A 26,818-nucleotide genomic window follows, 5' to 3' on the forward strand; every position below is an offset into this window, starting at 1 on the left:
AACGCTAAAGTCCGGTCATCCTAACCTGAGCTAGGCCAGGGCGAAACTGATGCCCACCAAAACGGTGAAGGCAAGCCATATCAGAACGGCGAGGGGCGCGCCGGCGCGGATGAAGTCCGCAAACCGGTATTTGCCAGGTCCCATGACCAGAAGATTGGTCTGATAGCCGATCGGCGTTGCAAAACAGGTGTTGGCGGCGAACAGCACGGTCAGGGCGAACAAGGTTGGATCCGCGCCGACTGAATTGGCCGCCGTCACAGCGATGGGCGTGAACAGAATGGCGGTGGCGTTATTGGACAGCACATTGGTCAGCACCATCACCAGGAAGAACAGGGCCGAGACCAGCGCTGTCGTGCCCAGAGGCGAGAAGACATGCACAACGCCCATGGCCAGCACAGTCGCGCCGCCCGTGGCCTCCATCGCCGTGCCCAGCGCAAAGGCTGACCCGATCAGCAGATAGAGTTTGAGGTCAAATGCGCGCGCCGCCTGACGAACATTGAGACACCCGGCGCCGATCATGGCCGCAGCGCCAATCAGTGATGCGGCGACGATTGGCAATACGCCTGTGGAGGCGGCCAGGACCACACCGCCCAGAATCAATCGCGCTATGGAGGCCTTGCGGATATCGGGCAGGTCAGAGGTCGCCCAATCCATCAACAGAACGTCGCGGTCCGCCCGCAGGCGGCGCATGGCGTCAGCACCCCCGAACAGCAGCAAGACATCGCCCGCCTCCAGACGGATTTCCCCCAGCTTGGCGCGGATCATGCGCGAGCGTCGCTGCACACCGAGAACAATGGCGCCGACGGCATGACGGAACCCGATCTGGCGCACGGTTCGTCCAATCAGACGCGAGCCTGGCGAGACCACAGCTTCGGTCAACGCCAGGCGTTCGCCACGCGTGGGCAGATCCGCCGGACCTGCGGAGCGCAGCACGCCTTCGACGAATTCCGCACGGCTGGACAACAGCTCTGTCAGTTTCTTGCGAGTGGCGGCGATGATGATCAGATCACCTTGTTTGAGCTCGATGGAGTCAAAGGGCGGCAGGAAGGCGTCTTCATTGCGCTGAACCATCCGCACGGTGATGTCGCCAAGCTCAGTGAACATGCCCGCCACCGGCTTGGCCCCGACCAGCGGATGACCCGCCGTCACTTCGATTTGGGCGATATATTGCTTGCCTGGAGAGCCCGCCTTGTCATCTTCAGATTCTTCACGCTCAGGCAGCAGCTTGGGCATGATGAAGGCGATATAGATCATGCCAACGACCGAGAGCATGGCGCCCATTTTGGCCGGTTGGAAAAACCCCAGCGTTTCACCCGTACTCGCGAGCAGACTGTCAGCCACCAGAAGATTGGTGGACGAGCCGATCAGCGTCGTCATGCCGGCGAAGATGCACACAAAGCTCAGCGGCATCATGAACACTGAAGCCGAGCCGCCCATCCGGGCCGCCACGGCGCCCAGAATGGGAATGAACATCACCACAACGGGCGTATTGTTGATGAAGGCGGAGACGCCGAACACCAGCGCGAACAGCGTCACGATGGTCAGCTTGGGCCGGACGTCGAACATGGACAGCAAGGTGCGGGTCGGGCCGTCCAGCGCACCGGTATGGAAAATGCCCTGGCCCACAACCAGCAGCGCCATGATCGTCAACAGCGCTGGATTGGCGAATCCGGCCAGCAGAGCCGCTGCTGTGGGCGCATCCTCGGCGCCGAACAGCTCGAAGAAGACCAAAGCCGCGCACAGGATCACCACCGAGACCAGTTCGAGGGCGAACTTTTCCCAGCAATAGAAAACGATGGCCCCGCAAACACCGACGAGAACCGCCCACATTCGCCAGTCCGATAGTACGGAGAGGTCGTCCATGCCCGTCACTCATGCCCCGCGCGGATTCGCGCCAAAGTGAGCAGATTAACGCCTTTGCGGCGTGATGCGAGCGTGAAGCGCTGTACGCAGAGACTCTTTTAGAAGCGCCTCTGCGTTCGGCTAGAGCGAGTGGCCGGGCGGTACGGCGGGCGCTTCACGCAGCAAGGTGATCGACAGACGGCGATTGCCTGGCAGATAGGGATCATCGGGAAAAAGCGGCTCAGCGCCGGCTTTGCCGCGGACTTCCGCGATCCGGTGATCTGGAACGCCGGCGTTCGCCATGATGTTCAGCGCGGCGTTGGCGCGGGCCGCTGAGAGTTCCCAGTTGGACGGGCCGCCCACCGGCGCCGGGCTGGCGTCCGTATGACCGGACAGGGTGATGCGGTTCGGCAAGCGCAGAACAATCTCCGAGATCGTCCGAAGCAAGACGCGGGCCCGGCTGTTGGGTTCGATTGCGCCCGGTTCAAACATCGGACGACCTTCCTGGTCGATCAGCTGGATGCGCAGGCCTTCAGGCGTTTCTTCAATCAGGACGTGGCGCGACAATTCTGCGAGCTCGGGCATGTCTTGCAGGGCCTGACGCAGGGACTGCTCGGCGCTGGCGAACTCCGCCGCTTCACGACGGGCGAGGGCGCTGGCGAGTGCGTCGGTCGAGGCTTGCGGCTGGCCCCCGGCAGCGCCGGACGCTTCATCGGCTTCCTGTTCGCGAGACACATCCTGTTCAGAGCGGGGCGCGAGGCGTTCGACGACAGAGGAAGAACCGGAGCCGCGTGCGCCGTCATCGCCAAAGCTGGTGCCGCCCAGAACGCCGCCGGAGCCGGAGGTGGTGCGGCTGACGCTGGCAGGTGCGAAATAGTCCGCGATCCCCTGTCGCTGTTCAGGTTCTGTGTTATTGATCAGCCACATCATGAGAAAAAACGCCATCATGGCCGTCACGAAATCGGCATAGGCGACTTTCCAGGCGCCGCCATGGTGCCCATGGCCGCCGCCCTTCTTGACTTTCTTGATGACGATCGGTTGATCCGAACTCATATCCATCCACCTTCGGCTTTTGTGGCGGACACTCTGGAGCAACAGGGTTAAATCTGCGTTGTCAAAACGAATCAGGAGCGAATTTTGTCACTTTTTGAGCGCGAATTTCGCGATTGCCTGGGACGATTCCCCACAGGCGTGGCCCTGATCACGGTCATGGACGGCGGATCTGCGCGAGCGATGACGATCAATTCCTTTTCGTCGGTCTCTCTCGATCCCCCTCTTATTTTATGGTCGCTGGCCAAGGATAGTCATCGCTATGACCGCTTCCTGAACGCGCAGGATTTCGCCGTGAATATCCTGGCGGCGGACCAGGCGGAGCTGTCGACAGCGTGCGCGCGCTCAGACGATCTGGAGGCCAATGGCGGACGCTGGACGCCCGCCAGCAATGGCGCGCCTTTGCTCGAAGACGCGATCGCCCGGTTTGAATGTCGCCGGCATCAGGTCTTTGCTGGCGGCGATCATGAGATCATTCTCGGGGAAGTTCTGAACGCGGATCGCCCCAGGGACGCAGAAGCGCTGGTCTTTGTGCGCTCAGGCTATTCGAAAATTTGAGGAGCAGCGGACATGATTGCGGACGTCAAACGCCTGCAGGCTGAATTTGGCCAGATTTCCGAGTACTGGTCGCCGCGGGTCGTCGCTCGGGTCAATGACCAGTACGTCAAACTGGCCAAGCTCAAGGGCGAGTTTGTCTGGCATGATCATGCGGATGAAGATGAGTTCTTCTTTATCGTGAAGGGGCGGCTCGAAATGCAATATGAGGACGGCTCAGTCACCTTGTCTGAAGGCGACATGCACGTCGTGCCGAAGGGCGTCAGGCATAATCCGGTAGCGGAAGAAGAATGCTGGGTGATGCTGGTCGAGCCGGTCGCCACCAAGCACACCGGCGATGTGGTGGCGGAGAAGACGCGCAGTCTGGACGAGCAGTTGGCTGGAAGCGGCCTTGGGGGAGCATGATATGGCGAATGTCGCGTTTTTGGGTCTGGGCGTGATGGGGTTTCCCATGGCCGGGCATTTGTCAAAAGCCGGTCACACGGTCAGGGTCTGGAACCGAACCGCCGCCAAGGCGAAGACCTGGGCTGAGCAGTATCAGGGACAGGCTAGCCACGGCATCGCCGACGCCGTGGCGGACGCCGATTGTGTCCTGATGTGCCTGGGCGATGACCCGGATGTGCGCGCGGTCGCCGAGATCGCGCTTCCCGCCATGAAGGCGGGCGCGGTGCTGGTGGATCACACGACGGCGTCAGCGGCTTTGGCGCGCGAGCTTCATGAGACAGCCAAGGCCTCGCAGATCGGCTTTCTGGACGCGCCGGTGTCTGGCGGTCAGGCCGGCGCGGAAAATGGTCAGCTGTCGATCATGTGCGGCGGTGATGACAGTGTTTTCGCCAAAGCCGAGCCGATCATGGACGCGTACGCCAAGGCCATGGTGCATGCCGGGCCGGCCGGCGCCGGACAATTGACCAAGATGGTCAACCAGATCTGCATTGCAGGCCTGGTGCAGGGGCTGGCCGAGGGGCTGCACTTCGCCAAGAGCGCCGGACTTGATCCCGAGACGGTGATTTCTGCCGTCTCCAAAGGCGCGGCGCAAAGCTGGCAAATGGAAAACCGCTGGCGAACCATGGTCGATGGCGAGTTTGATTTCGGGTTTGCTGTCAACTGGATGCGCAAGGATCTTCGCATAGCGCTGGATGAAGCGCGCAATAATGGCGCGCGCTTGCCCGCGGCAGCGTTGGTCGACCAGTTCTACGCCGAGATCGAAGCCATGGGCGGCGGTCGCTGGGACACGTCCAGCCTGATCGCCCGGCTTGAGAACGCGGATCGGACCTGAGCGCGATGCGTCTGATCGAAGTTACGCTGCCCGATGGAGACAAGGTTCAGCCGATCCTCAAGGCGACGCTGAAGACCGAGCCTCTGGACCATCGCCTGACCGAGCCGGACGCTCAGGGCAAACGTTTGTTGCGGCTGACGTTTCGCGACGGCGACGGCCAGAAGGCCATCGACGCCGTTCAGGCGATTATGGAAGGCGAACAAAACTGGCGTCTGGTCGTTATTCCCATTGAAGCCAGCGTGCCGCGCATTGACGAAGACCCGGATGAAGCGACGCGTGTCAAACGTCGCCTGGCTTTGCGTGAAGAGATGTTCCAGGACATCGCCAAAGGCGCGGAGATCAACTCTGATTTCCTGATGCTGACTGCGCTCTCAACCGTCGTGGTCGTTTTTGGCCTGTCGGCTGACAATGTGGCGGCCGTCATCGGCGCCATGGTGATCGCGCCGCTTCTTGGGCCGATCCTGGCGTTCTCCTTCGGTTCGGCTTTGGGTGATTTGCCCTTGATGCTGAAAGCGGCCAGAACCGCTGTGGCGGGGCTGGCGCTTGGTTTGGCTTTGAGCTTTCTGGTCGGCCTGTTCTATGAACCGAACCTCTATTCCAATGAATTGATGAGCCGAACCGTGGTGGGGCCCGACTCCGCCGCCCTTGCGCTGGCGGCCGGAGCCGCGGCGGCGCTCTCTATCGCCACGGGTTTGCCGGCGGCGCTTGTGGGCGTGATGGTGGCGGTGGCTCTCTTGCCGCCCGCGTCTGCGGCGGGGCTTCTGGCCGGCAGCGGGTCCTGGGATCTGGCGGGGCGGGCGACGCTTTTGCTGTCGATCAATGTGGTGGCGGTCAATTTGAGCGCGCTGATGGTCTATTACTTCAAGGGCGTGCGACCGCGGACCTGGCTGGAACGACGCTCGGCCAAGCGCTCGGTCTATGTGAACGCCGGGGTGTGGATCATCATGATCCTGGTGTTGTCGGCGCTCGCCGCCCATTTCGCCGCCACGGGTGGTGAGGGCGTGCAATTGTGAACGTCACGCTCGTCTTCATCATCCTCAATTATATCGGCATCTTTGTCTTCGCCCTGTCAGGCGGCATTCTGTCGGCGCGCAAGCATCTTGATCCGTTCGGCGCTGCCGTGATCGGTGCGGTCACCGGCATGGGCGGCGGCACGCTGCGCGATGTTCTGCTTGGACGTCTTCCTGTCTACTGGATTGATGCGCCGCATTATCTGATCCTGGCGCTCGCAGGCGGCGTGATCGGATATTACGGCTCTGAACTGGTGCGCGGCGAGGAAGGCGCGCGCTATCGCGCCCTGATCTGGGCTGACAGCCTAGGCCTTGCCGTGTTCTGCGTGCTGGGCGCGCAGGCGGGTTTGATGGCTGGAGCGCACTGGTCGATTGCGCTGGTCACCGGCGTCATGAGCGCCGCCTTTGGCGGTCTGGTCCGCGATATCATCGTCAATGACGTGCCGCTGATCTTGCGAGCGGACGTTTATGCCCTGGCGGCCTTATTCGGGGCGGCAGTGTACGTGGCTGCGTTGGAGTTCGGCGTGCCCACAGGCTCGGCGGCGGTTGGCGCGGCGCTGGCGGCGTTCATATTGCGTGGCTGCGCGATCATCTTCAAATGGTCGATCCCGCCGATCGGCCGCGTGGACTAACGCGCGACAGGGCGGAAAGCGCACAAGGCGAGATAGCCGCACACTCCGATGAGGATCGGGATAGCGAGGCTCGCCATCACGACAGGCATGATCGAGATCGTCATCAGCAGTGCGATGACGCTGGCGATGACCATGAAGATCATCAGCAGCATCATCGAGCCCGATACGTCCCATCCATAACGCTGTCCGCAATGCTTACAGACGGACAGCGTGTTGGGATTCATGTTGAGCAGGGCGGTTGCGCCTAAGGGTTCTCGACAGTGCGGACAGCGATACATAGGCGATCTCAGGCGATTGTATTCGCCCCAGAGTTTAATTTCCGACGCGGTCCAGAGCAAGGCTGAGATCATCGATCAGGTCGTCCGCCGCTTCGATCCCACAAGACAGTCGCACCAGATTATCCGGCGTCGGGCTGCTGGGGCCTTCAATGGGCTTTCTGTGCTCGATCAGGCTTTCCACACCGCCAATGGAGGTGGCTTGCAAGAACACCTTGGTTGACGCGCAGAGTTTGCGCGCCGCTTCCGGGCCGCCCTTGAGCCGGATAGACAGCAGGCCGCCGAATCCGTTCGTCATCTGACGGGCCGCGACGGCATGACCGGTATGATCTTCCAGTCCCGGGTAGAGCACATGGCTGACCGCGTCATGGGCGTTCATAGCCTCGGCGACTTTGAGGGCGTTCGCGCTCTGACGTTCAAAGCGAACGAAGAGCGTGCGCAGGCCGCGCATCATCAACCAGCTGTCGAACGCGCTTGGAACCGCGCCTGTCAGGCTGTGACCCGCGCAGAGCTTCTCCCAGCGTTCGTCCTGGGACTTCGTCACCACGGCGCCCATCAGAACATCAGAATGACCGTTGAGATATTTGGTCGCCGAATGCATGACGAGGTCTGCGCCCAGATCAATCGCGCGCGTGGTGCAGGGCGGAGAGCAAGTGCCGTCCACCGCCAGAATCGCGCCGGCACCGTGGGCGATTTCGGCTGCATGCGCCACATCAACGACCGCCCAGCTGGGATTGGCGGGCGTCTCGATCCAGACCAGCTCCGTCTTCCCTGATTGCACGGCCTTTTTCAAACCTGCTTTGTCATGGGGTTCAAAGAAGGTGAGGGAGATCAGCCCTTTGGCGGCGAGATGATGGAGCAGTTTCTTCGCGCCATAATACATCTCGGTTTGGGCGACCACGTGTGCGCCAATCTGCAGCGTATCCAGAATCGCTGCGATGGCGGCGAGGCCGGAGCTGAACAGCCGCGCATCCGACGCGCCTTCGAGCGCCGCCAGCACCTTCGCGGCCTGCACTTCGGTTGGTCCTTTGGGGCGACGATAATCCATGTCGCCGACGAGCGCGTTTTTCTCGTCGCGCATGAAAGTCGTGGCGGGATGGATGGGCGGGATGACCGCACCAGTTTCGAGGTCCGTCTGGTGCAGGGCCTGGGCGGCGAGGGTTTCGAGGCGTTTAGTCATTGAGCAGTTCCGCCGCCTTGGGAGCAAAATAGGTGAGAATGCCGTCAGCGCCGGCGCGTTTGAACGCCAGCAGGCTTTCCATCATGGCGCGTTCGCCATCAATCCAGCCGTTCTGCGCGGCGGCCTGGATCATCGCGTATTCGCCCGACACCTGAAACGCATAAGTGGGCATTTCAAACGTCGCTTTCAGGCGAGCGACAATGTCGAGATAGGGCAGGCCGGGTTTGACCATGATCATGTCCGCGCCCTCGTCGATGTCGAGCGCGACTTCGCGGATCGCCTCATCTGTGTTGGCGGGATCCATCTGATAGGTCTTCTTGTCGCCCTGCAGCGCCTTGGCGCTGCCGATCGCGTCGCGATAGGGGCCGTAGAACGCCGAGGCGTATTTCGCCGCGTAGGACATGATCAGCGTGTCCTGAAAGCCTTCGGAATCGAGCGCGTCGCGGATCGCGCCGATTCGCCCGTCCATCATGTCGGACGGCGCGACCACATCGCAGCCTGACGCGGCCTGCATCAGCGCCTGGCTGCACAGGCGCTCTACGGTTGCGTCATTGAGGATGACGCCGTCCTCCATCAGCCCGTCATGGCCGTGATCGGTGAACGGGTCGAGGGCGACATCACAAATGATTCCCACCTCTGGCGCGGCGTCTTTCATCGCCTTGATCGCTTGCGCCACAAGACCGTCAGGATTGTCCGCCTCGCGCCCGTTCTCGTCTTTGAGCGACGGGTCCAGATGCGGGAAGACAGCGATGGCGGGAATGCCCAGATCGCGGGCCCGCCGGGCGGCGTCGGCAGCGGCCTTGACGCTGAGACGCTCCACGCCCGGCATGGAGGCGACGGGCTCTGTGGGATTGGCTGTGTCGGAGACGACCAGGGTCCAGATCAGGTCGTTGGGCGTCAATGTGTTCTCGCGCATCAGGCGGCGCGACCAGTCATTGGCGCGCATTCGGCGCATACGGGTGGTGGGAAAAGCGGCCATCTTGGTCTATCTCGCTTGCAGCAAATCAGAACACATCGCGTTTCATGCGGTCGGAACCGGTCCAACCCGGTCTGTTTAGGAGGTTTCCCCGTGCATTTCGAGCTGACAGAAGAGCAAGCGCTGATACAAGACGCCGCACGCAAATTTGCGGACGACCGTCTCAAGCCCCATGCGGCGGAGTGGGACGAGACCAAACACTTCCCCGTCGACGTGCTGAAGGAAAGCGCGGCGATGGGTTTTGCGGGCATCTACACCCGCGATGATGTGGGCGGATCGGGCATGAGCCGGGTCGACGCAGCGCTGATCTTTGAACAGCTCTCGCGCGGTTGCGTGTCCACAGCGGCCTTCATCTCCATCCACAACATGGTCAGCTGGATGATCGACAGCTGGGGCAGCGAAGAGCAGCGCCAGCGCTGGCTGCCGGACCTGACCGCGATGAACACGATCGCATCTTACTGCCTGACCGAACCGGGCGCGGGGTCGGACGCCGCCAATCTGCGCACCAAGGCTGTGCGCGATGGCGACCATTACGTCCTGAACGGTTCGAAAGCCTTCATTTCCGGCGCGGGAACCAGCGATCTTTACGCCGTGATGTGCCGCACCGGCGAAGACGGCCCCAAGGGCATCTCAACCATCATTGTCGAGAAAGACACGCCCGGCCTCAGCTTTGGCGCAAACGAGCGCAAGATGGGCTGGAATTCCCAGCCCACCCGCGTCGTCACCTTTGAAGACTGCCGCGTGCCGGTTGAAAACCGCATAGGCGAAGAAGGCCAGGGCTTCGGCTTTGCGATGCAAGGGCTGAATGGCGGCCGCATCAATATCGGCGCCTGTTCGCTGGGCGGCGCTGCGGAAGCGGTGGATCTCGCCATCGACTACGCCAAGGAACGCAGCCAGTTCGGCCGTCATATCGCGGACTTTCAGGCCACCCAGTTCAAGCTGGCGGACATGGTCACCGAGCTCGACGCCTCTCGCATGATGCTGTTGCGCGCAGCGGACGCTGTGGATCGCAAGGATCCCCAAGCGGCGAAATACTGCGCCATGGCCAAGCGGTTCTCGACCGATATGGGGTTCAAGATCGCCAATGACGCATTGCAGATCCATGGCGGCTACGGGTATCTGAAGGATTATCCGCTGGAGCGCATCGTGCGTGACTTGCGGGTTCACCAGATCCTTGAAGGCACCAATGAAATCATGCGTGTGATCATCGCCAAGGACGTGCTGCGCTAGGTCGCGTTATCGTCAGGCTCGATTGCGCCTACAAAGAGTATCAATTGGCCCTGCCATTTCAGCAGGACTATGAGCACAGTTCCGTCCGGAGAAGCCTCTCATGACTGAAGACGTCATCACTCGCAAAGCTGGCTCGGTGGGTCGCATTACACTGAACCGCCCCAAGGCGCTCAATGCGCTCAATCAGGACATGGTCACCGCCATGGTCGAAGCCCTGCAGGCTTGGCGCAATGATGACAGCGTGAAGGCCGTGGTCGTGGACGGCGCAGGCGAGAAAGGCTTCTGTGCAGGCGGCGACATTCGCATGCTGGCGGAAAGCGGCCAGGCGGGCGATGACCGCGCCTGGACCTTCTGGCGTGACGAATATCAGCTCAACACCCTGATCGCGGAATACCCCAAGCCTTACGTGGCGCTGATCGACGGCATCACCATGGGCGGCGGCGTCGGCGTCTCCATTCATGGCGAGTTCCGCGTCGCGGGCGACCGGACGATGTTCGCCATGCCGGAGACCGGGATCGGCTTTCACCCCGATGTGGGCGGAGCTTATTTCCTGCCCCGCCTCATGGGGGAGCTGGGGGTCTGGATGGGCCTGACCGGCGCCCGCCTGAAAACGGCGGACTGCATCGCCGCCGGCGTCGCCACCCATTATGTGCCGACTGACTCCCATCCCGCCCTTATCGAAGCGCTGGAAACCGAAACGCTGGATGACGACGGCGAAAAGGTCGACGCCATCCTTGAAAAGTTCGCCGGTGATCCGGGCCAGTCCGATCTGGGCATGGTCCAGCCGCTGATCGATGCAGCGTTTGAAGGCGATGATGTGGAGGCGATCATCAACCGGCTTGAAGCTGCCGATGACGCCTGGTCGAAGGCTGTGTTGAAAATCCTCTCGTCCAAGTCGCCGACCGCGGTGAAGGTGACGCTGGCGGCGCTGCGCAAGGGCGCGGAGCTGTCACTGCGCGACGTCATGGTCCAGGACCTTCGGGTTTCGAGCCGCCTTCTCAAAGACGGCTCGGATTTTTACGAAGGCGTTCGCGCGGTCATTATCGACAAGGACAATGCGCCGAACTGGTCGGCGTCGATCTCTGATGCAGATGTCGCGGCATATTTCGAGCCCCTTGCGGCGGACATGGAAATGACGTTCCTCGATTAGGAACACCGGGCAGAGCGGATCAACCGCTCGCCCTAGTGAAGACAAGGGAGGACCGCATGGCGGTTGTTGCATTTATCGGCCTTGGCAATATGGGCTCAGGCATGGCGGCCAACCTCGTGAAGGCTGGCCATGACGTGCGCGCATTTGATCTGAACGCTGACGCTGTGGCAGCGTTGGTCGACAAGGGCGCGACTGCGGCCTCCGATCTCACCCATGCTGTCACCGGCGCTGACGCCGTGGTGACCATGCTGCCGGCCGGCCCGCATGTGCGCGGCGTCTATATGGATGAAGGCGGGGTGCTCTCATTGGCGCGCAAGGATGCGGTGCTGATTGATTGCTCCACCATTGACGTGGACAGCGCACGCGCTGTCGCAGAAAAGGCCGCAGAGGCGGGCTTCGCGTTTGTAGACGCGCCTGTGTCTGGCGGTGTGGCGGCGGCCGAGGGTGGCACGCTGACTTTCATGGTCGGCGGTCCTGAAGGCGCTTTCACAAAGGCCGAACCGATCCTGTCGAATATGGGCAAGGCGGTGATTCGCGCCGGCGAAGCCGGCGCAGGGCAGGCGGCGAAGATCTGCAACAATATGCTGCTTGGCATTCATATGATCGGCACATGCGAAGCCATGAACCTGGCGATCAAGCTGGGTCTTGATCCGCAGAACTTCTTTGACATCGCCTCCAAGGCGTCAGGCCAGAACTGGTCACTGACCAGCTACTGCCCGGTGCCGGGACCGGTCCCGACCGCGCCCTCGAACCGTGATTACAAGCCCGGCTTCGCTGCGCCGATGATGCTTAAAGATTTAAACCTTGCCATGCAGACATCGAAAACGGCTGGCGTGAACACGCCCATGGGCGAAAAAGCGCAGACCATTTATGACGCTTTTGTCGAGCAGGGCGGTGAGGAGATGGACTTCTCAGGCGTGATCAAATGGCTCGCTGGAGAGATGAAGTAAAAGCACACTTGAGTTTGCGAGGCGCTAGCAGTTAAACCGCGACCTTTGGTCCCTGACCGGTGATAAGACAAGCTCAGAATCCTATGTCATTGTGCTGATGACATGCTGACCTTTAGGGAGAGCCGCTCGCGCTGAAATGCGAGTGCAAGAACAATGGATTACCGCAGCGCTTTCAAAGCCTCCGTCGCTCGCGTCCGTGCCGAGGGCCGTTATCGTGTGTTCGCCAATCTGCGTCGCGTAAAGGGGCAGTTCCCTCGGGCCCGCCTGCGCACCGATGAAGGCGACACGCGGGATGTGGTGGTTTGGTGCTCCAATGACTATCTGGGCATGGGGCAAAGCCCGTGCGTCACCGGCGCGATGAAACAAGCGATCGAAGATGTGGGCGCTGGCGCAGGCGGTACGCGCAATATCTCCGGCACGACTCACTATCATGTGGAGCTCGAAGCCAGCCTCGCTGATCTGCATGACAAGGAAAGCGCGCTGCTGTTTACCTCGGGCTATATCGCCAACCAGGCGACGCTCGCCACCCTGGGCAAGATACTGCCCGGCCTGATCATCTTCTCTGACGAGCTCAACCACGCCTCAATGATCGAGGGCGTGAAGGGCGCGAAATGCGAGAAGCATGTCTGGCGGCACAATGACGTTGCGCATCTGGAAGAGCTTCTGAAAGCCGCGCCGAAAGACGCACCCAAGCTGATCGCGCTTGAATCCGTCTACTCTATGGACGGCGATATTGGTCCGCTCGAAGCCGTTTGCGATCTGGCGGACAAGTACAACGCTCTGACTTATCTTGATGAAGTGCACGCGGTCGGTCTTTACGGCCTGCGCGGCGCCGGCATCGCCGAGCGTGACGGATTGCTGGACCGGTTCGACATTATTGAAGGCACTCTGGGCAAGGCGTTCGGCGTCATGGGCGGCTATATCGCTGCGGATGAAGTGATCGTTGACGCCATCCGATCCTGGGCGCCGGGTTTCATCTTCACCACCTCATTGGCGCCCGCTCTTGCGGCGGGCGCTCGCGCCAGCGTCGAATATCTCAAGAGTGCTTATCATCTGCGCGAGCAACATCAGGAACGCGCCGCCACCTTGAAAGCGCGCTTTCATGAGGCAGGCATTCCGGTGCTCGACTCCGTCACCCATATCGTGCCCGTCCATGTGGGAGATCCGGTGCTCTGCAAGCGGATGACCGATGAGCTGCTAGACGTTCACGGCATCTATGTTCAGCCGATCAACTATCCCACAGTGCCCAAAGGCACCGAGCGGATGCGTTTGACCCCAACCCCCATGCATGACGACGTCATGATGGACGAGCTGCTGGATGCGGTGAAAACCGTCTACGCCAAGCATGTCGGCCTCAAGGTCGCATAATGTCTGGCGATCCCGGTCAGGATCGTGAGTTTATCTTTGAGTTTGTTTCCGTGGGCGATTCTGTCCGGGTGGCGGCGGTTGATGTCGAAACCGGCATAGAAGTGGTCGTCTTCGGCCCCATCAAAACCCGTCAGGATGATTTGCAGCGTCTCGCCGCGCGCAAGCTGATGCGCCGTCTGACGCAAGAGGGCGTGACGCCAGAATCAAAAACGCCCCGACCAGGCGGTCGGGGCGTGATTGTATAGGCAGGCGTTCGGGCTAGCGCTTATTTCTTGCGAGCGCCGCGGCCCAGACCGATTTCTTTGGCGAACTCCGAGCGACGCTTGGAATAATTCGGCGCCACCATCGGATAGTCAGCCGGCAGGCCCCATTTGCGGCGATAGTCTTCCGGCGACATGTCGTATTGCGAGCGCAGATAGCGCTTGAGCATTTTCAGTTTTTTGCCGTCTTCCAGGCAGACGATGTAATCATCGCTGACCGAACGAGAGACAGGCACAGCCGGTTTCGCTTTGGGCTCAGGCTTGGCCGGCTCACCCGAAATTTCTTTCATGGTGGCGTAGACCGATTTGATCATATCCGGGACGCTTTCCGCCGGCACAGAGTTGTGCGAGAGAAAAGATGCGATGATGTCAGTGGTCATCCGCATCAGTTCTTCATTATCGACGGGCAGCAGTGTCTCTTCAGTCATATTCTGATCCTTGCGCAACATTATGGCGTTTGCGTCTGAAAACGAGATGTCTTGTGTTTAATGATAGTGTATTCGCTCTACAAGTATTGAATTGAAGAATCTGCAGATACCATAGATTTTTTAAGGTTGCTGAATGCACGTAACAAACTTTGTTGATGCAATCGGATGAATTTACGTCTGATCAGCGCCTTGTCCACGACCCCATCCAGCCGTATGTAGCTATCAAGATCCGCTATATGGAGTGCGAGCGAGATGGCTGACGTTCAATCGACCGCCCAGAACACCTCTTTCTTTGCCCAGTCGCTGGCTGACGCCGATCCTCAGCTCGCCTCGGCGATCAGCAAGGAAATTCATCGTCAGCAGACGCAGATCGAACTGATCGCGTCCGAGAACATCGTCTCGCGCGCTGTTCTGGAAGCGCAGGGCTCGCCGCTGACCAATAAATACGCCGAAGGCTATCCGGGCCGGCGCTATTATGGCGGGTGCGAATTCGTCGACATAGCAGAAGAGCTTGCGATCGAGCGCGCCAAGCAATTGTTCGGCGCCGCGTACGCCAACGTCCAGCCCAATTCAGGCAGCCAGGCCAACCAGGCGGTGTTCCTGGCGCTTCTGAAGCCGGGCGATAAAATTCTGGGACTGGACCTGTCATCGGGGGGGCACCTGACCCACGGCGCTCGCCCGAACCTGTCTGGCAAATGGTTCGAAGCCCACGCCTATGGCGTGCGCGAAGACAATGCGCTGATCGATTATGACAAGCTGCGCGAGCAGGCCAAAGAGGTCCAGCCTCAGATGATCATCGCGGGCGGGTCCGCGTATCCGCGCGAGATTGATTTTCAGGCGTTCCGCGACATTGCTGACGAGGTCGGCGCTTATCTGCTTGTGGACATGGCGCACTTTGCGGGTCTTGTCGCTGGCGGAGTTTATCCCAATCCGGTTCCGCTGGCCGATGTGTGCACCACCACCACGCACAAGACCCTGCGCGGCCCGCGCGGCGGCATGATCATCAGCCGCGATGAAGCTTTGGGCAAAAAGTTCAACTCCGCCGTCTTCCCGGGCCTTCAGGGCGGACCCTTGATGCATGTGATCGCCGCCAAGGCGGTCGCGTTCGGCGAAGCGCTGCGCCCCGAGTTCAAGGCCTACGCCGCATCCGTGATCGAGAACTGCCGCGCCATGTCTGGCGCGCTGGTGGAAGCTGGCTATGACATTGTCTCTGGCGGCACCGACAGCCATCTCGCACTGGTGGATCTGCGCCCCAAATCCCTGACGGGCGACATTTCCGAAGCCGCGCTCGAACGCGCGCATATGACCTGCAACAAGAACGGCGTGCCGTTTGATCCCGAGAAGCCGACCGTAACCTCGGGCCTGCGCGTCGGCGCGCCGGCGGGGACTACGCGAGGCTTCGGCGCCGCTGAGTTCCGCCGCGTGGGCGAGATGATGGCGGAAGTGCTGGATGCGTTGGCGGTCAATCGTGAAGGTGACGCCGAGGTCGAGGCGCGAGTGCGTGATGAAGTGGTCGCGCTGTGCGAACGCTTCCCGATCTACCCCGCGCTCGGCTAGGATACGCGCATGCGGTGTCCGTTTTGCGCCAACCCTGATTCTCAGGTGAAGGATTCCCGCCCGGCTGAAGACAGCCAGGCGATCCGACGCCGTCGTCATTGCCCGGCGTGCGGCGGCCGTTTCACCACGTTCGAGCGCGTGCAGCTGCGCGATCTTCATGTGCTCAAGTCCGACAACAAGCGCGAAGCGTTTGATCGTGACAAGATGGCGAGGTCGGTGTTGTTGGCGACCCAGAAACGCGCCATTGAGCGCGAACGGGTCGAGCAGATGATTTCCGGCATTGTCCGGCGTCTCGAAAGCCTGGGTGATCCAGACGTGCCCGCCAGCGTTATCGGCGAGCTGGTGATGGATGGATTGCGCAATCTCGATACCGTCGCCTATGTGCGCTACGCCTCAGTCTATAAAGACTTTCAGGAAGTTGATGACTTCTCGGAATTCATCAAGGGCGAAAAACTCGGGCATGAGGATGATCTGGACGCAGATCAATGACCGCGGCGCAAACCCTGCGCGTGACGCTGAAACTCGCCACCAGCCTTGATGGCCGGATCGCATTGGCGAACGGCCAATCCAAATGGATCACAGGCCCTGAGGCCCGCGGGCAAGTCCATCGCATACGCGCGGAGCATGACGCCATCCTGACCGGGATCGGGACCGTGCTCGCCGATGATCCACAACTGACAGCGCGTCCGGACGGCGTTGCGAGTGGGGACCAGCCCCGACGCGTGGTGCTTGATTCTCATCTTCGCATGCCTGCCGATGCGGCCATGCTCACCGGAGCGCCGGTCTGGGTGTTTCATGTTGCAGAGGCTTCGATCGGTCTAGGCGCAGCTGAGCTGATCCAGACGGAGGCGGACGCGTTCGGACACGTCTGTTTCAAAGCCGTTCTGCAAACACTCCTGGAGCGAGGCGTTCAAAGCCTCATGATCGAAGCCGGGGCTGAGATCGCAGGCTCGGCGATCCGCTCCGGGCTCGTCACGCATATCGAATGGTTCCGCGCGCCCATGCTGATCGGAGCGGAGGGGCGAGCCTGTATTGCAGGGCTTGGCCTTGAGGAACTCAGCCTAGCGCCCACATTCCAACGCACATCTGTTCGCGCTTGTGGCGCGGATCTTTGGGAAACCTATCAACGGGGATGATCCCATGTTTACCGGCCTAGTCTCTGCTCTCGGGCGGATCGTATCTGTGTCTGAGGGCGATGTGCGCCGGATGACGATCTCGAGCCCGTATCCCGCGTCCTCGATCGACCTTGGGGCGTCTATCGCTCATGCCGGGGTCTGCCTGACCGTTGTGGCGCGACGTGCTGTAGGCGAGGGGGCTGAATATGATCTCGACGTCTCACCTGAAACGCTTTCCAAAACCACGCTCGGTGAGTGGACAGCGGGAGATGTGGTCAATCTTGAGCGCGCCTTGAAAGTCGGCGACGAGCTGGGCGGCCATATCGTGCAAGGCCATGTGGACGGCGTCGGGCGTGTGGTCTCCCGATCAGACGAAGACGGCTGGATCCGCTTTATCGTAAAAGCCCCTACAGATCTGAGCGCCTTCATCGCCTACAAGGGCTCGATCACGGTGGACGGCGTTTCGCTGACCGTGAACCGGGTCGAGGGCGACACGTTCGAGCTGATGATCATTCCCCATACCGCAGAGGTCACAACTTTGGGATCTTTGCAGGCGGGAACGCGCGTCAACCTTGAGGTTGACGTCATGGCGCGCTACGCCGCCCGTCTAATGGAGGCCCGTGCAGACGGCGCCGCGAATAATGAGGTCCAGTCGTGAGCGAAGCCGCCCCCCAATCCGCGCTGTCGCCGGTGGAAGAGATCATCGACGAGGCCCGCAATGGCCGCATGTTTATCCTGGTGGACGCCGAGGACCGTGAGAACGAAGGGGATCTGATCATCCCCGCCCAGTTCGCCACGCCGGACGTCATCAATTTCATGGCGCGCTATGGCCGCGGCCTGATCTGCCTGTCGATGACCCAGGACCGTGCGAAAACCCTGCAGCTGCCCTTTATGAGCCAGCGCAATCAGTCGCGACACTCCACCAATTTCACGGTGTCGATCGAAGCGCGCGAAGGCATCTCCACCGGCATCTCCGCTCATGACCGGGCGTTGACGGTCGCCACGGCCATCGACCCCTCCAAAGGCTCGGAAGACGTGGTGTCGCCGGGTCACGTCTTCCCGCTGGTGGCGCGCGATGGCGGCGTGCTGGTGCGCGCCGGCCATACGGAAGCCGCAGTGGACATCGCCCGTCTGGCCGGGGTGAATCCCGCTGGCGTGATCTGTGAGATCATGAAGGATGACGGGACTATGGCCCGTCTGCCCGACCTTATCGAGTTCGCCAAAGAGCATAATATGAAGATCGGCGCGATCGCCGATCTGATCGCCTATCGCCGCCAGCATGACCGTTTCGTCGAGCGCCGCATGGACACGGAAGTGTCCACTGAAGCGGGCGGCCCGTTCAAGCTGACGGTGTTTCGCTCCCTGGTGGACAATGTGGAGCATGTGGCTCTGCATAAAGGCGAAATCACCGCCGATGCGCCGGCTCTGGTGCGCATGCACAAGGTCAGCTTCGCTGATGACGTGTTGGGCGCGCTTGGCGGGCGCACGGGTCTGGTGGATAAGGGTGTGAAAGCGCTGTCCGAACATGATGGCCCGGCGGCCATGGTGTTCATCCGTGAGACCAATCGAGCAGCGATCACAGAGCGTTTTGGCGCTGCGCCGTCTGACCCGCCCGATACACGTGAAGAACGCCGCTTGCGTGAATATGGTCTGGGCGCGCAAATATTGCTGGATCTGGGCGTGCGCAAGATGATCCTCTTGTCCACTGCGCCGCAAAACATTGTGGGGCTGGACGGCTATGGTCTTGAAGTCGTCGAGCAACGCGAAATTGATTAAAGGAGGCGCTTGTGAGCGCTGAAACCCGAGTGCTGCTGATCGCAGCGCCTTTTTACGAAGACATCACCGAGCAGCTGGTTTCCGGCGCTCAGGGCGCCTGTGACGCGGCGGGTGTGACGGCAGACGTCGTTGAAGTGCCTGGCGCACTGGAGATTCCAGCTGTGATCGCGCTGTCCGAGCTGGGTAAGGCCCCCTATGACGCCTACGTGGCTCTGGGCTGCGTCATCCGCGGTGAAACCAGCCATTTTGATTATGTCTGCGGGGAATCTGCGCGCGGATTGATGGATCTGACGCTCAAGGGCGTTCCGGTCGGCAATGGCATCCTGACGGTCGAAAACATCAAACAGGCTCGCGTGCGCGCCAATGTGCATGAGAAAAACAAGGGCGGTGATGCGGCGAACGCCGCGTTGGCGCTGTTGAGCCTCAAGAAGAAATTCGGGGCGGCCTGATGAGCGACAAGGCACAGGAAGCGTCATCGGACCGACGCGCCCGGCTGCGCCGCGCGGCGCGCCTGAGCGCTGTGCAGGCGCTCTACCAGATGGAGACGTCCGGCTCCGGCGCCGCGGCGGTCGTGAAGGAATTTCGCGATCACCGGTTCGGCTATGAAGGCGAGCCGGGAGATTTTGTCGAAACCGATGAAGTGTTCTTTGAAGACCTCGTGACAGGCATCATTTCGCACCAGTCCGATGTGGACAAGCGCGTGTCCGGCGTTCTGAAGGAAGGCTGGAAACTCTCACGTCTGGACGCCACTGTGCGCGCGATCTTGCGGGCAGGCGGCTATGAGCTGGTCGCGCGCAAGGATGTGCCGGCCGCCGTCGTCATCAACGAATATGTCGATGTCGCGCACGCCTTCTTTGACGGCTCGGAATCGGGCTTCGTCAACGCGACGCTGGACGCCCTGTCCAAACAGGTGCGTGACGCCTGATTGATATGAGCGGATCGGGCGAGTTTGACTACATACGAACGCGGCTCGCCCCGCTCAGTCTTGGATTGCCTGGCGCCGCCGCGCTGACAGATGACGGCGCTATTCTGACGCCGCCAGAAGGGTGTGAGTGGGCGGTGACGGCGGATACGCTGATCGAAGGCCGCCATTTTCCACATGACGAAGATCCTGCGCTGGCCGCCCGAAAGGCGCTGCGCGCAAACCTGTCTGATCTGGCCTCCATGGGCGCTGATCCGCATGCCTATATGGCATGCGTGGTCTGGCCTGAGGCTGGACGCGAAGCGCGCATGAGCGGCTTTGCGGACGGGTTGGCTCTGGATCAGGACAGTTTCGGCGTCCATCTGGCCGGGGGCGACACCACCAGCGCGCCCGGACCTTGGATGATCTCCATCACCGCCTTTGGCGCGGTCCCGATAGGGCAGGCGGTCCGGCGCAGTGGCGCGCAGCCAGGGGATCAGGTTCTGGTGACAGGAACCATTGGCGATGCGGGTCTCGGCCTGAAGGCGAGACAGGGCGGCTATGCGCCCCCGGACGCGGATGCGACATTTCTGGCCCAGCGGTTCACCCTGCCTGAGCCGCGATGTGCGTTGTCAGGGCTTGTTCGCCAGTATGCGCATGCCGCGATTGATGTTTCTGATGGTTTACTGGCCGACGCCCGGCACATCGCGGACGCATCTTGCTGCACGGTCGAGCTGAATCTGGATGCGATCCCTCTCTCGGACTCTGCGCGCCATTGGCTGGCGCAACAGCCGGACCGGTCACAGGCCTTGCTGGAGCTGGCTTCGAGCGGTGATGATTATGAGCTGGTGCTGACCGTGTCGGTGGATGCCGCGCCAGACTTCATCGCCGCGGCTAGCCGTCTCGGCGTCGCAGTGACATGCATGGGCGAGGTCACTTCCAGACGCGACTCAGACGGCGATCTGATCGTTCGAGCGGATGGGGCGCCCATCGCGCCTTCGTCTTTTGGGTTTACGCATTTTTGAGTCTTGCCTGCTAAGCAGGATTTATGATTCGGTATTTCGCATACGCACTCTGCACCGCTTTTCTGCTCTCCACGCCTGCGTTCGCCGCGGGCGGCGGTGGCGGAGGAGGCGGTGGAGGCGGCGGCTCCAGCGGGCCTGGCGCCGTGGCGTCCACGGATTTGCCGCTTTACAACTCTGTTGAAGAGGCCACTCAGGCGCTCATGGCGGAGTTCGGCGAAGACGAAACCTGCCCGCGTAGGGTGGACGTGCCCTCGATCGTGGTGCCGATTGAATCTCACCACCATTTGTATGGCTATGCGTTTGTAACGCCACGTATTTGTCTGGCGCGCGGCGTGAGTGCGACCCGCTTTATCGAAGACTTGCACTTCCTGGTCGACACCATGGTCCGATCCGCCCATCGCCATCCGTTCATGATGGATGACGCCGGTGAGATCGACCGCGAATCCACGCGCCAGATTCTGTATGCGGCGATCGGTGAAGTTGTGGATCCGACGCAGATTGAGCGTCTTGATCTTCTAGGCTCTGACGTTCGCCCTCTGCGCTGATTTGAGAATATAGCTGCACCGCAGCATTTCTCTTTACTGTTGCATCTCCCTGAAAACCGGGACTAGGCTTTCTTTGTCAAAGCAATAGCCGCCCATGTCTTGGAGGCTTCCAAGAACTCGATGCGGCGTTGCAAGAAGCCTTTAGACGCTCGGGGAGGGTGTCATGCAATCAGTATATATCTGGCTATGGATTTCCTTAGCCTGCGGGGGACTTGCGGTTCTCTACGGTGCGGTTCAGATTCGCTCCATTCTCGCGGCGAGCGCGGGTTCGGAGCGCATGCAGGAAATCGCCAGCGCCATCCAGGAAGGCGCGAACGCCTATCTCAAACGCCAATACATGACGATCGCCGCCGTTGGGGCGGCGATTTTGATTCTGGTCGGGTTTTTGCTCGGCCCGGTCGTCGCCTTGGGTTTCCTGATCGGGGCGTTGTTATCGGGCGCAGCCGGTTTCATCGGCATGCTGGTGTCTGTCCGGGCGAATGTGCGGACCACGCAAGCGTCGATGGACTCGCTTCAGGCGGGGCTCTCCATGGCCTTCCGCGCCGGTGCGATCACCGGGATGCTGGTGGCGGGTTTGGCGCTACTGGCGGTCACCGGGTACTATCTGTGGCTCACGCAAGGGACGTCATTCGGTTCGGCCGAGGAGCCCAGACAGATTATTGACGGGCTGGTGGCCCTCGGTTTCGGGGCCTCGCTGATCTCGATCTTCGCGCGTCTGGGCGGCGGCATCTTCACCAAGGGCGCCGATGTGGGCGGGGACATGGTCGGCAAGGTGGAAGCCGGCATCCCCGAGGATGACCCGCGCAACGCCGCGACCATCGCCGATAATGTGGGCGATAATGTTGGCGACTGCGCCGGCATGGCGGCGGATCTGTTTGAGACCTACGCCGTGACGATTGTGGCCACCATGGTGCTCGCCTCGATCTACTTCCGCGATGCGGCGGGCGCGATCACGCTGGACGCCATGATGATCTATCCCTTGGCGATTGGCGGCGTGTGCATGGTCGCGTCGATCCTGGGCGCGTTCTTTGTGCGTCTCGGCAAGGGCTCAACCAATGTCATGGGCGCGCTCTACAAAGGGTTTTTCGCCGCTGCGATCTTTTCAGCGGCAGGCCTGGCGATCGCCACGCACTTCGTCCTGGGATTTGACGGCGTCGTTGAAAGCGCGAACGGGCTATCGATCACGGCCATGTCGCTGTTTTATTGCGGCCTGACCGGTTTGGCGGTCACGGGCCTGATCGTCTGGATAACGGAATACTATACCGGCGTGAACTATGGCCCGGTGAAGTCCGTGGCCAAGGCGTCTGAGTCCGGCCATGGCGCGAACGTCATCCAGGGGCTCGCCGTCTCCATGGAGGCCACGGCGCTGCCGGCGCTGGTGATCATCGGCGCCATCATGCTGACCTTCAACCTGGCAGGGCTGTTCGGCATCGCAATCGCGGTGACGACCATGCTGGCGCTGGCGGGCATGGTTGTGGCGCTGGATGCGTTCGGACCGGTGACCGACAACGCCGGCGGCATCGCCGAGATGGCGGGGCTGGAAGGCGCGGTGCGCGACACCACCGACATGCTGGATGCGGTCGGCAACACCACCAAGGCCGTCACCAAGGGCTACGCCATCGGATCGGCGGGGCTGGGCGCTCTGGTGCTCTTCGCCGCCTATACCGAGGATCTGGCGTATTTCGCGTCAAATCCTGAGACCTATCCCTTCTTTGCGGGCCTGAGCGTGAACTTCTCGCTCTCCAATCCTTATGTGGTCGTCGGGCTGCTCTTTGGCGGGCTCTTGCCCTTCCTGTTCGGCGGCATGTCGATGACGGCCGTGGGACGCGCCGCCCAGGCGGTGGTCGAGGAGGTGCGGCGTCAGTTCCGCGAAAACCCCGGCATCATGAAAGGCGAGGTGAAGCCTGATTACGGCCGCGCGGTCGACCTTCTGACCAAGGCGGCGATCCGGGAGATGATCATTCCCTCGCTTTTGCCGGTGCTCAGCCCGATCGTGCTGTTCATCGTGGTGAACTTCATCGCCGGACGAGCCGAAGCGCTGGCCAGCGTCGGGGCCATGTTGCTCGGCGTGATCGTGACCGGCCTCTATGTGGCGATCTCCATGACCGCCGGCGGCGGGGCTTGGGACAACGCCAAGAAATACATCGAGGACGGCCATCATGGCGGCAAGGGCTCAGAAGCCCACAAGGCCGCTGTGACGGGCGATACGGTGGGCGATCCCTACAAGGACACGGCAGGACCTGCGGTGAACCCGATGATCAAGATCACCAATATCGTGGCCTTGCTCATGCTGGCGGTGCTGGCGGGGCTGTAGTCCCGCCCACCGGGTAAAAGAAAACCCCCGGCGCCGAGCGTCGGGGGTTTTTGTATTCGGATGATGGACGCGTCTAGCCGCCCGGACGCGGGCCGCCCGCGCCGCCGGGCAGGTTCTGCTCGCCGCCGAACTGTTCGCTCGGCAGACGCCCCACATTGCCCAGAAGCTGTTCAAGAATGGTCAGCTCGCGTCCGCGAGTCGGGGTTTCGCGATCTACAAAAGCCACGACCCGGCCGTCTTCCATGCCGAACTCGTCCACGGCGCTGACCGTGCCGTCTTCGTCAAAGCGCACGGCGATGATCCGGCGTTCGCGGGTGTCGGGACGCAGATAGGCGAGATATTCACGTGTTGCAGAGATATAATACCAGGTGTCTTGCTCGAACGTGCCGCGAGTGGACGGATTGCCCAGCGTGGCGAGCACGGTGGACTGGCTGTCCACGCCCACGGTCAGTTCAGGCACTTCGCCATCGGGATAGCGGAAGCCATGGCTGCGCAGGGTCGGATTGCAGGCCGTAACCAGCGTCGCGCTGAGGGCGACGGTGGCGGCGAGGATCACTCGGCTGAGGCGCATAAGGGCTCCATTGATAGCGTTCGAGACGTAAACGTCAGTGGTCAGCCAGCTTGCGCTGGACTATCGCCTTGACGTAACCGGATGGAACCATAGCTGCAAGCGCTCAGTGAGGGGAGCCTGTTAATACATGTTCAGTCGTTTGTTCAGGAAAGATCGCGGCAAGCAAATCGCTCGCAGTCTTTATGATTCCCTCGTGCGCTCAGCGCGGCGTCCGGCGTTTTACGGCGCTGACGGCGTGGAGGACAGCGTGGACGGTCGCTATGACATGATCGTCCTGCATGCGGTGTTGCTGATGCGTCGCCTGCGCGAGGGCGGGGATCTCGGCCGTGACCTGTCGCAACGCGTGTTTGACGTCATGTTTGACGACATGGACGCCGCCTTGCGCGAAATGGGCACCGGAGATCTGAGCGTCGGCAAGAAAATCAAGGAAATGGGAGAGGCGTTCTACGGGCGCGCGAAAGCCTATGAGACGCCGCTCGCGGACGGGGACCTAGCAGCGCTCTCCGAGGCCTTTGAACGCAACATGCTGGAAGAGAGCGAGCCGAATCCCGACGTTTGCGCACGCCTTGCGGAATATGCTTTGAAGAGCGTCAAGACACTCGACGCGCAACCGATAGAAGCGCTGTTGGCCGGCGAAGCGCCGCAGTTTGCTCAGGCTTGAGCTGCGGCGTGCGTCGCTTGCAATGAGAGGGTCAATGGGTAAGGTTCGCCCGCCGTCGGCCGCCTGCCGGCGCACAAATTATTTTAAGACGGATTGTCTATGAGCTCAGCGCTGGTCCTTTCTATCGACGCCATGGGCGGCGATGATGCGCCGGAAATCGTCGTTGACGGCGTCGCGCATTTTCTCAAAGGCCGCAAGCGTGCGGTTCGGTTCATCCTTCATGGCGACGAAGCGCAAATAAAGCCCTTGCTCGCCCGGCATGAAGGCCTGGCCGAGGTGTGCGACATCCGCCATTCCGACACCGAAGTGGATATGTCCGCCAAACCGTCCGAAGCGGTTCGGCGCGCACGCGGCTCTTCCATGTGGAACGCCGTCCTGTCGGTGAAGGAGGGCGAGGCCCAGGTCGCAGTCTCAGCTGGAAACACTGGCGCGCTTATGGCGATCTCCAAGGTCATCCTGCGCATGAAAAAGGGCGTGCACCGTCCCGCCATCGCTGCAAGCTGGCCCGCGCCGCAAGGCTTTTCCACCGTGCTGGATGTGGGTGCGAACGTGGATTGTTCGCCGTCTCAACTCGTCGAATTCGCCGTTCTGGGCGAAGCGTTTCATCGTGCTGTTCACGGTGAGAAGAACCCGACAGTCGGCTTGCTCAATGTGGGCCAGGAAGAGCTCAAGGGTGATCAGACGATCCGCGATGCGGACGCCCTGATCCGCCAGGCCGAGCTCGATCTTGATTATCGCGGCTTCATCGAGGGCGATGATATTTCCGCCGGCACCACCAATGTGGTCGTCACCGACGGCTTCACAGGCAATGTGGCGCTGAAGACCGCCGAGGGGACGGCGCGGCTTGTGGGCGGCTGGCTGCGCGAAGCGCTGACCAGCTCTCTCATCGCCAAGATCGCCACCGGCCTGTTGAGCCTGGGCGCGTTAGGCCAGCTGCGCGCCAAGATGGATCCGCGCAACGTCAATGGCGGCGTGTTTCTGGGGCTGAACGGCGTTGTGGTGAAAAGTCATGGCGGCACGGACGCGCTCGGCTTCGCCACGTCCTTGCGCATTGCGCTGGAAATGGCGGACAGCCGGTTCCTGTCCGAGATCGAACGCAATCTTGAAAGACTGTCCGAGTTGCAAACGGATAATGTTTCCGAGGGGGAAACGGCTTGACCTATTCACGCATCGCCGGGATCGGTTCGTACCTGCCTGAGAAAGTCCTGACCAACAAGGGTATGGAAGCGATTGTCGAAACCAGCGACGAGTGGATTCGCGAGCGCACGGGAATCAACAAGCGCCATATCGCCGGTGATGGCGAACGGACTTCTGACCTGGGCGAAGCCGCCGCACGCAGGGCGGTTGACCATGCCGGATTGGCTTTGGAGGATGTGGATCTGATCATCGTGGCCACGGCCACGCCCGATCTGACCTTTCCCGCCACCGCCACCATTATTCAGCACAAGCTCGGCGTGAAGAACGGCTTCGCCTTTGACGTTCACGCCGTCTGTTCGGGCTTCCTCTACGCGCTGGCGACGGCGGACAATTTCATTCGCACCGGCCAGGCAAAATGCGCTCTGGTCATCGGCGCCGAGACATTCTCGCGCATTCTCGACTGGACCGACCGCACCACGTGCGTCCTCTTCGGGGATGGCGCGGGCGCCATGGTTCTGACGGCCGAAGAGGGTGAGCCTGAAGAGTATAAGGGCGTTCTGAAAACCCATCTTCGTTCGGATGGCGAGTATTGCGACCTGCTTTACGTCGATGGCGGTCCCTCTGCGACAAAAACGGTCGGCCATTTGCGCATGCAGGGCAATCAGGTGTTCCGCCACGCCGTGACGAAAATCTCGGACGCCATGACCACCTTGTGCGCGCAGACCGGCGTCGACATTGCGGATATTGACTGGGTGGTGCCGCACCAGGCCAATCAGCGCATTCTGCTCGGCGTCGCGAAAAAGCTTGGGATTTCAGTGGAACAGGTGATCTCCACCGTCGCTGAACACGGCAACACCTCCGCTGCGTCCATCCCGCTCGCCTTTGACGCCGCGGTCAAGGATGGCCGCATCAAACGCGGCGATACGGTGCTGATGGAAGCGCTTGGCGGAGGCTTCACCTGGGGCGCCGCGTTAGTGCGTTATTAAGCGCGTTCATTGTGCGACCTATGGTTAACGTTGACCAGTGAGCGGTTT

At 61.3% G+C, this 26,818-nt stretch carries 30 protein-coding genes; 23 read left to right on the plus strand and 7 right to left on the minus strand.

Annotated features, from left to right (window positions below; all coding sequences use genetic code 11):
- Positions 1–30 precede the first annotated feature (30 nt).
- Complete coding sequence (locus G405_RS0114190; protein WP_028284841.1) at positions 31–1,863, minus strand: SLC13 family permease; 1,833 nt, start codon at positions 1,861–1,863, stop codon at positions 31–33.
- Between the two features lie 120 nt (positions 1,864–1,983).
- Positions 1,984–2,901, minus strand: a complete 918-nt coding sequence (locus G405_RS0114195; RefSeq protein ID WP_022702190.1) for a flagellar motor protein MotB — start codon at positions 2,899–2,901, stop codon at positions 1,984–1,986.
- 78 nt (positions 2,902–2,979) lie between these two features.
- Between G405_RS0114195 and G405_RS0114200 the strand changes: the two genes are divergently transcribed.
- The 5 genes from G405_RS0114200 to G405_RS0114220 are packed head-to-tail and all read left to right on the plus strand — an operon-like array spanning position 2,980 to position 6,365.
- Positions 2,980–3,450, plus strand: a complete 471-nt coding sequence (locus G405_RS0114200) for a flavin reductase family protein (RefSeq protein ID WP_022702191.1) — start codon at positions 2,980–2,982, stop codon at positions 3,448–3,450.
- A 12-nt stretch (positions 3,451–3,462) separates the two neighbouring features.
- Positions 3,463–3,852, plus strand: coding sequence for a cupin domain-containing protein (locus tag G405_RS0114205; protein WP_022702192.1), 390 nt, complete (start codon positions 3,463–3,465; stop codon positions 3,850–3,852).
- 1 nt (position 3,853) lies between these two features.
- On the plus strand, positions 3,854–4,723 hold the full coding sequence (locus G405_RS0114210) for an NAD(P)-dependent oxidoreductase (RefSeq protein WP_022702193.1): 870 nt from the start codon (positions 3,854–3,856) through the stop codon (positions 4,721–4,723).
- Between the two features lie 5 nt (positions 4,724–4,728).
- Positions 4,729–5,736 (plus strand): TIGR00341 family protein, encoded by a 1,008-nt coding sequence (locus G405_RS0114215; RefSeq protein ID WP_022702194.1) that lies wholly within the window; start codon positions 4,729–4,731, stop codon positions 5,734–5,736.
- Positions 5,733–6,365, plus strand: a complete 633-nt coding sequence (locus tag G405_RS0114220; protein WP_022702195.1) for a trimeric intracellular cation channel family protein — start codon at positions 5,733–5,735, stop codon at positions 6,363–6,365. The genes G405_RS0114215 and G405_RS0114220 overlap by 4 nt, the downstream gene beginning before the upstream one ends.
- On the opposite strand, the gene G405_RS17050 is transcribed toward G405_RS0114220, so the two are convergent.
- The 3 genes from G405_RS17050 to hemB form a co-directional block, all read right to left on the minus strand.
- A complete protein-coding gene (locus G405_RS17050) occupies positions 6,362–6,520 on the minus strand; it encodes a hypothetical protein (RefSeq protein ID WP_022702196.1) in 159 nt (52 codons plus the stop codon). The genes G405_RS0114220 and G405_RS17050 overlap by 4 nt on opposite strands.
- A 157-nt stretch (positions 6,521–6,677) precedes the next feature.
- Positions 6,678–7,820, minus strand: coding sequence for a trans-sulfuration enzyme family protein (locus G405_RS0114230; protein WP_022702197.1), 1,143 nt, complete (start codon positions 7,818–7,820; stop codon positions 6,678–6,680).
- Entirely contained in the window at positions 7,813–8,799 is a 987-nt protein-coding gene (hemB, locus tag G405_RS0114235; protein WP_022702198.1) for a porphobilinogen synthase, read from the minus strand. Before hemB ends, G405_RS0114230 begins: the two co-directional genes overlap by 8 nt.
- Before the next feature lie 90 nt (positions 8,800–8,889).
- Between hemB and G405_RS0114240 the strand changes: the two genes are divergently transcribed.
- From G405_RS0114240 to G405_RS0114260, 5 genes are all read left to right on the plus strand, one after another.
- Positions 8,890–10,026 (plus strand): isobutyryl-CoA dehydrogenase, encoded by a 1,137-nt coding sequence (locus G405_RS0114240; RefSeq protein WP_022702199.1) that lies wholly within the window; start codon positions 8,890–8,892, stop codon positions 10,024–10,026.
- A 100-nt stretch (positions 10,027–10,126) separates the two neighbouring features.
- Positions 10,127–11,176, plus strand: coding sequence for an enoyl-CoA hydratase/isomerase family protein (locus G405_RS0114245; protein ID WP_022702200.1), 1,050 nt, complete (start codon positions 10,127–10,129; stop codon positions 11,174–11,176).
- 56 nt (positions 11,177–11,232) lie between these two features.
- A complete protein-coding gene (gene mmsB / locus G405_RS0114250) occupies positions 11,233–12,126 on the plus strand; it encodes a 3-hydroxyisobutyrate dehydrogenase (RefSeq protein ID WP_022702201.1) in 894 nt (297 codons plus the stop codon).
- Between the two features lie 153 nt (positions 12,127–12,279).
- Entirely contained in the window at positions 12,280–13,494 is a 1,215-nt protein-coding gene (gene hemA, locus G405_RS0114255) for a 5-aminolevulinate synthase (RefSeq protein WP_022702202.1), read from the plus strand.
- A complete protein-coding gene (locus G405_RS0114260; protein ID WP_022702203.1) occupies positions 13,494–13,739 on the plus strand; it encodes a DUF6898 family protein in 246 nt (81 codons plus the stop codon). Before hemA ends, G405_RS0114260 begins: the two co-directional genes overlap by 1 nt.
- A 20-nt stretch (positions 13,740–13,759) precedes the next feature.
- Here the strand turns inward: G405_RS0114260 and G405_RS0114265 are convergent, their stop codons facing one another.
- The gene (locus tag G405_RS0114265; protein ID WP_028284842.1) at positions 13,760–14,182 is read right to left on the minus strand and encodes a MucR family transcriptional regulator; all 423 of its coding nucleotides are present in this window, start codon (positions 14,180–14,182) and stop codon (positions 13,760–13,762) included.
- A gap of 252 nt (positions 14,183–14,434) precedes the next feature.
- On the opposite strand from G405_RS0114265, the gene glyA reads away from it, so the two are divergent.
- The 10 genes from glyA (at position 14,435) to G405_RS0114315 (ending at position 23,415) form a co-directional block, all read left to right on the plus strand.
- Entirely contained in the window at positions 14,435–15,739 is a 1,305-nt protein-coding gene (gene glyA, locus G405_RS0114270; protein WP_022702205.1) for a serine hydroxymethyltransferase, read from the plus strand.
- Between the two features lie 9 nt (positions 15,740–15,748).
- Positions 15,749–16,228, plus strand: coding sequence for a transcriptional regulator NrdR (gene nrdR / locus G405_RS0114275; protein WP_022702206.1), 480 nt, complete (start codon positions 15,749–15,751; stop codon positions 16,226–16,228).
- Positions 16,225–16,875, plus strand: coding sequence for a RibD family protein (locus tag G405_RS0114280; RefSeq protein WP_022702207.1), 651 nt, complete (start codon positions 16,225–16,227; stop codon positions 16,873–16,875). Before nrdR ends, G405_RS0114280 begins: the two co-directional genes overlap by 4 nt.
- A 4-nt stretch (positions 16,876–16,879) precedes the next feature.
- Positions 16,880–17,512 (plus strand): riboflavin synthase, encoded by a 633-nt coding sequence (locus G405_RS0114285; protein ID WP_022702208.1) that lies wholly within the window; start codon positions 16,880–16,882, stop codon positions 17,510–17,512.
- Entirely contained in the window at positions 17,509–18,630 is a 1,122-nt protein-coding gene (ribB, locus tag G405_RS0114290) for a 3,4-dihydroxy-2-butanone-4-phosphate synthase (protein ID WP_022702209.1), read from the plus strand. The genes G405_RS0114285 and ribB overlap by 4 nt, the downstream gene beginning before the upstream one ends.
- Before the next feature lie 11 nt (positions 18,631–18,641).
- Entirely contained in the window at positions 18,642–19,079 is a 438-nt protein-coding gene (gene ribH, locus G405_RS0114295) for a 6,7-dimethyl-8-ribityllumazine synthase (RefSeq protein WP_022702210.1), read from the plus strand.
- Positions 19,079–19,555 (plus strand): transcription antitermination factor NusB, encoded by a 477-nt coding sequence (gene nusB / locus G405_RS0114300; protein WP_022702211.1) that lies wholly within the window; start codon positions 19,079–19,081, stop codon positions 19,553–19,555. The genes ribH and nusB overlap by 1 nt, the downstream gene beginning before the upstream one ends.
- 5 nt (positions 19,556–19,560) lie before the next feature.
- Positions 19,561–20,556 (plus strand): thiamine-phosphate kinase, encoded by a 996-nt coding sequence (gene thiL / locus G405_RS16225; RefSeq protein WP_022702212.1) that lies wholly within the window; start codon positions 19,561–19,563, stop codon positions 20,554–20,556.
- Between the two features lie 23 nt (positions 20,557–20,579).
- A complete protein-coding gene (locus G405_RS0114310) occupies positions 20,580–21,101 on the plus strand; it encodes a hypothetical protein (RefSeq protein ID WP_022702213.1) in 522 nt (173 codons plus the stop codon).
- A gap of 163 nt (positions 21,102–21,264) precedes the next feature.
- A complete protein-coding gene (locus G405_RS0114315; protein WP_022702214.1) occupies positions 21,265–23,415 on the plus strand; it encodes a sodium-translocating pyrophosphatase in 2,151 nt (716 codons plus the stop codon).
- Positions 23,416–23,488: 73 nt separating this feature from the next.
- Here G405_RS0114315 and G405_RS0114320 read toward each other — a convergent pair whose 3' ends face one another.
- On the minus strand, positions 23,489–23,986 hold the full coding sequence (locus tag G405_RS0114320; RefSeq protein WP_022702215.1) for an outer membrane protein assembly factor BamE: 498 nt from the start codon (positions 23,984–23,986) through the stop codon (positions 23,489–23,491).
- 127 nt (positions 23,987–24,113) lie between these two features.
- On the opposite strand from G405_RS0114320, the gene G405_RS0114325 reads away from it, so the two are divergent.
- The 3 genes from G405_RS0114325 to G405_RS0114335 all read left to right on the plus strand — a co-directional run bounded on the left by G405_RS0114325 (position 24,114) and on the right by G405_RS0114335 (position 26,770).
- Positions 24,114–24,647: a ubiquinol-cytochrome C chaperone family protein gene (locus G405_RS0114325; protein ID WP_022702216.1), complete on the plus strand. Its 534-nt coding sequence runs from the start codon at positions 24,114–24,116 to the stop codon at positions 24,645–24,647.
- 99 nt (positions 24,648–24,746) lie between these two features.
- Positions 24,747–25,805 (plus strand): phosphate acyltransferase PlsX, encoded by a 1,059-nt coding sequence (gene plsX, locus G405_RS0114330; protein WP_022702217.1) that lies wholly within the window; start codon positions 24,747–24,749, stop codon positions 25,803–25,805.
- Complete coding sequence (locus tag G405_RS0114335; RefSeq protein WP_022702218.1) at positions 25,802–26,770, plus strand: beta-ketoacyl-ACP synthase III; 969 nt, start codon at positions 25,802–25,804, stop codon at positions 26,768–26,770. Before plsX ends, G405_RS0114335 begins: the two co-directional genes overlap by 4 nt.
- Positions 26,771–26,818: the final 48 nt, after the last annotated feature.

This window comes from Oceanicaulis alexandrii DSM 11625 (assembly GCF_000420265.1).
GTDB classification, from domain to species: domain Bacteria; phylum Pseudomonadota; class Alphaproteobacteria; order Caulobacterales; family Maricaulaceae; genus Oceanicaulis; species Oceanicaulis alexandrii.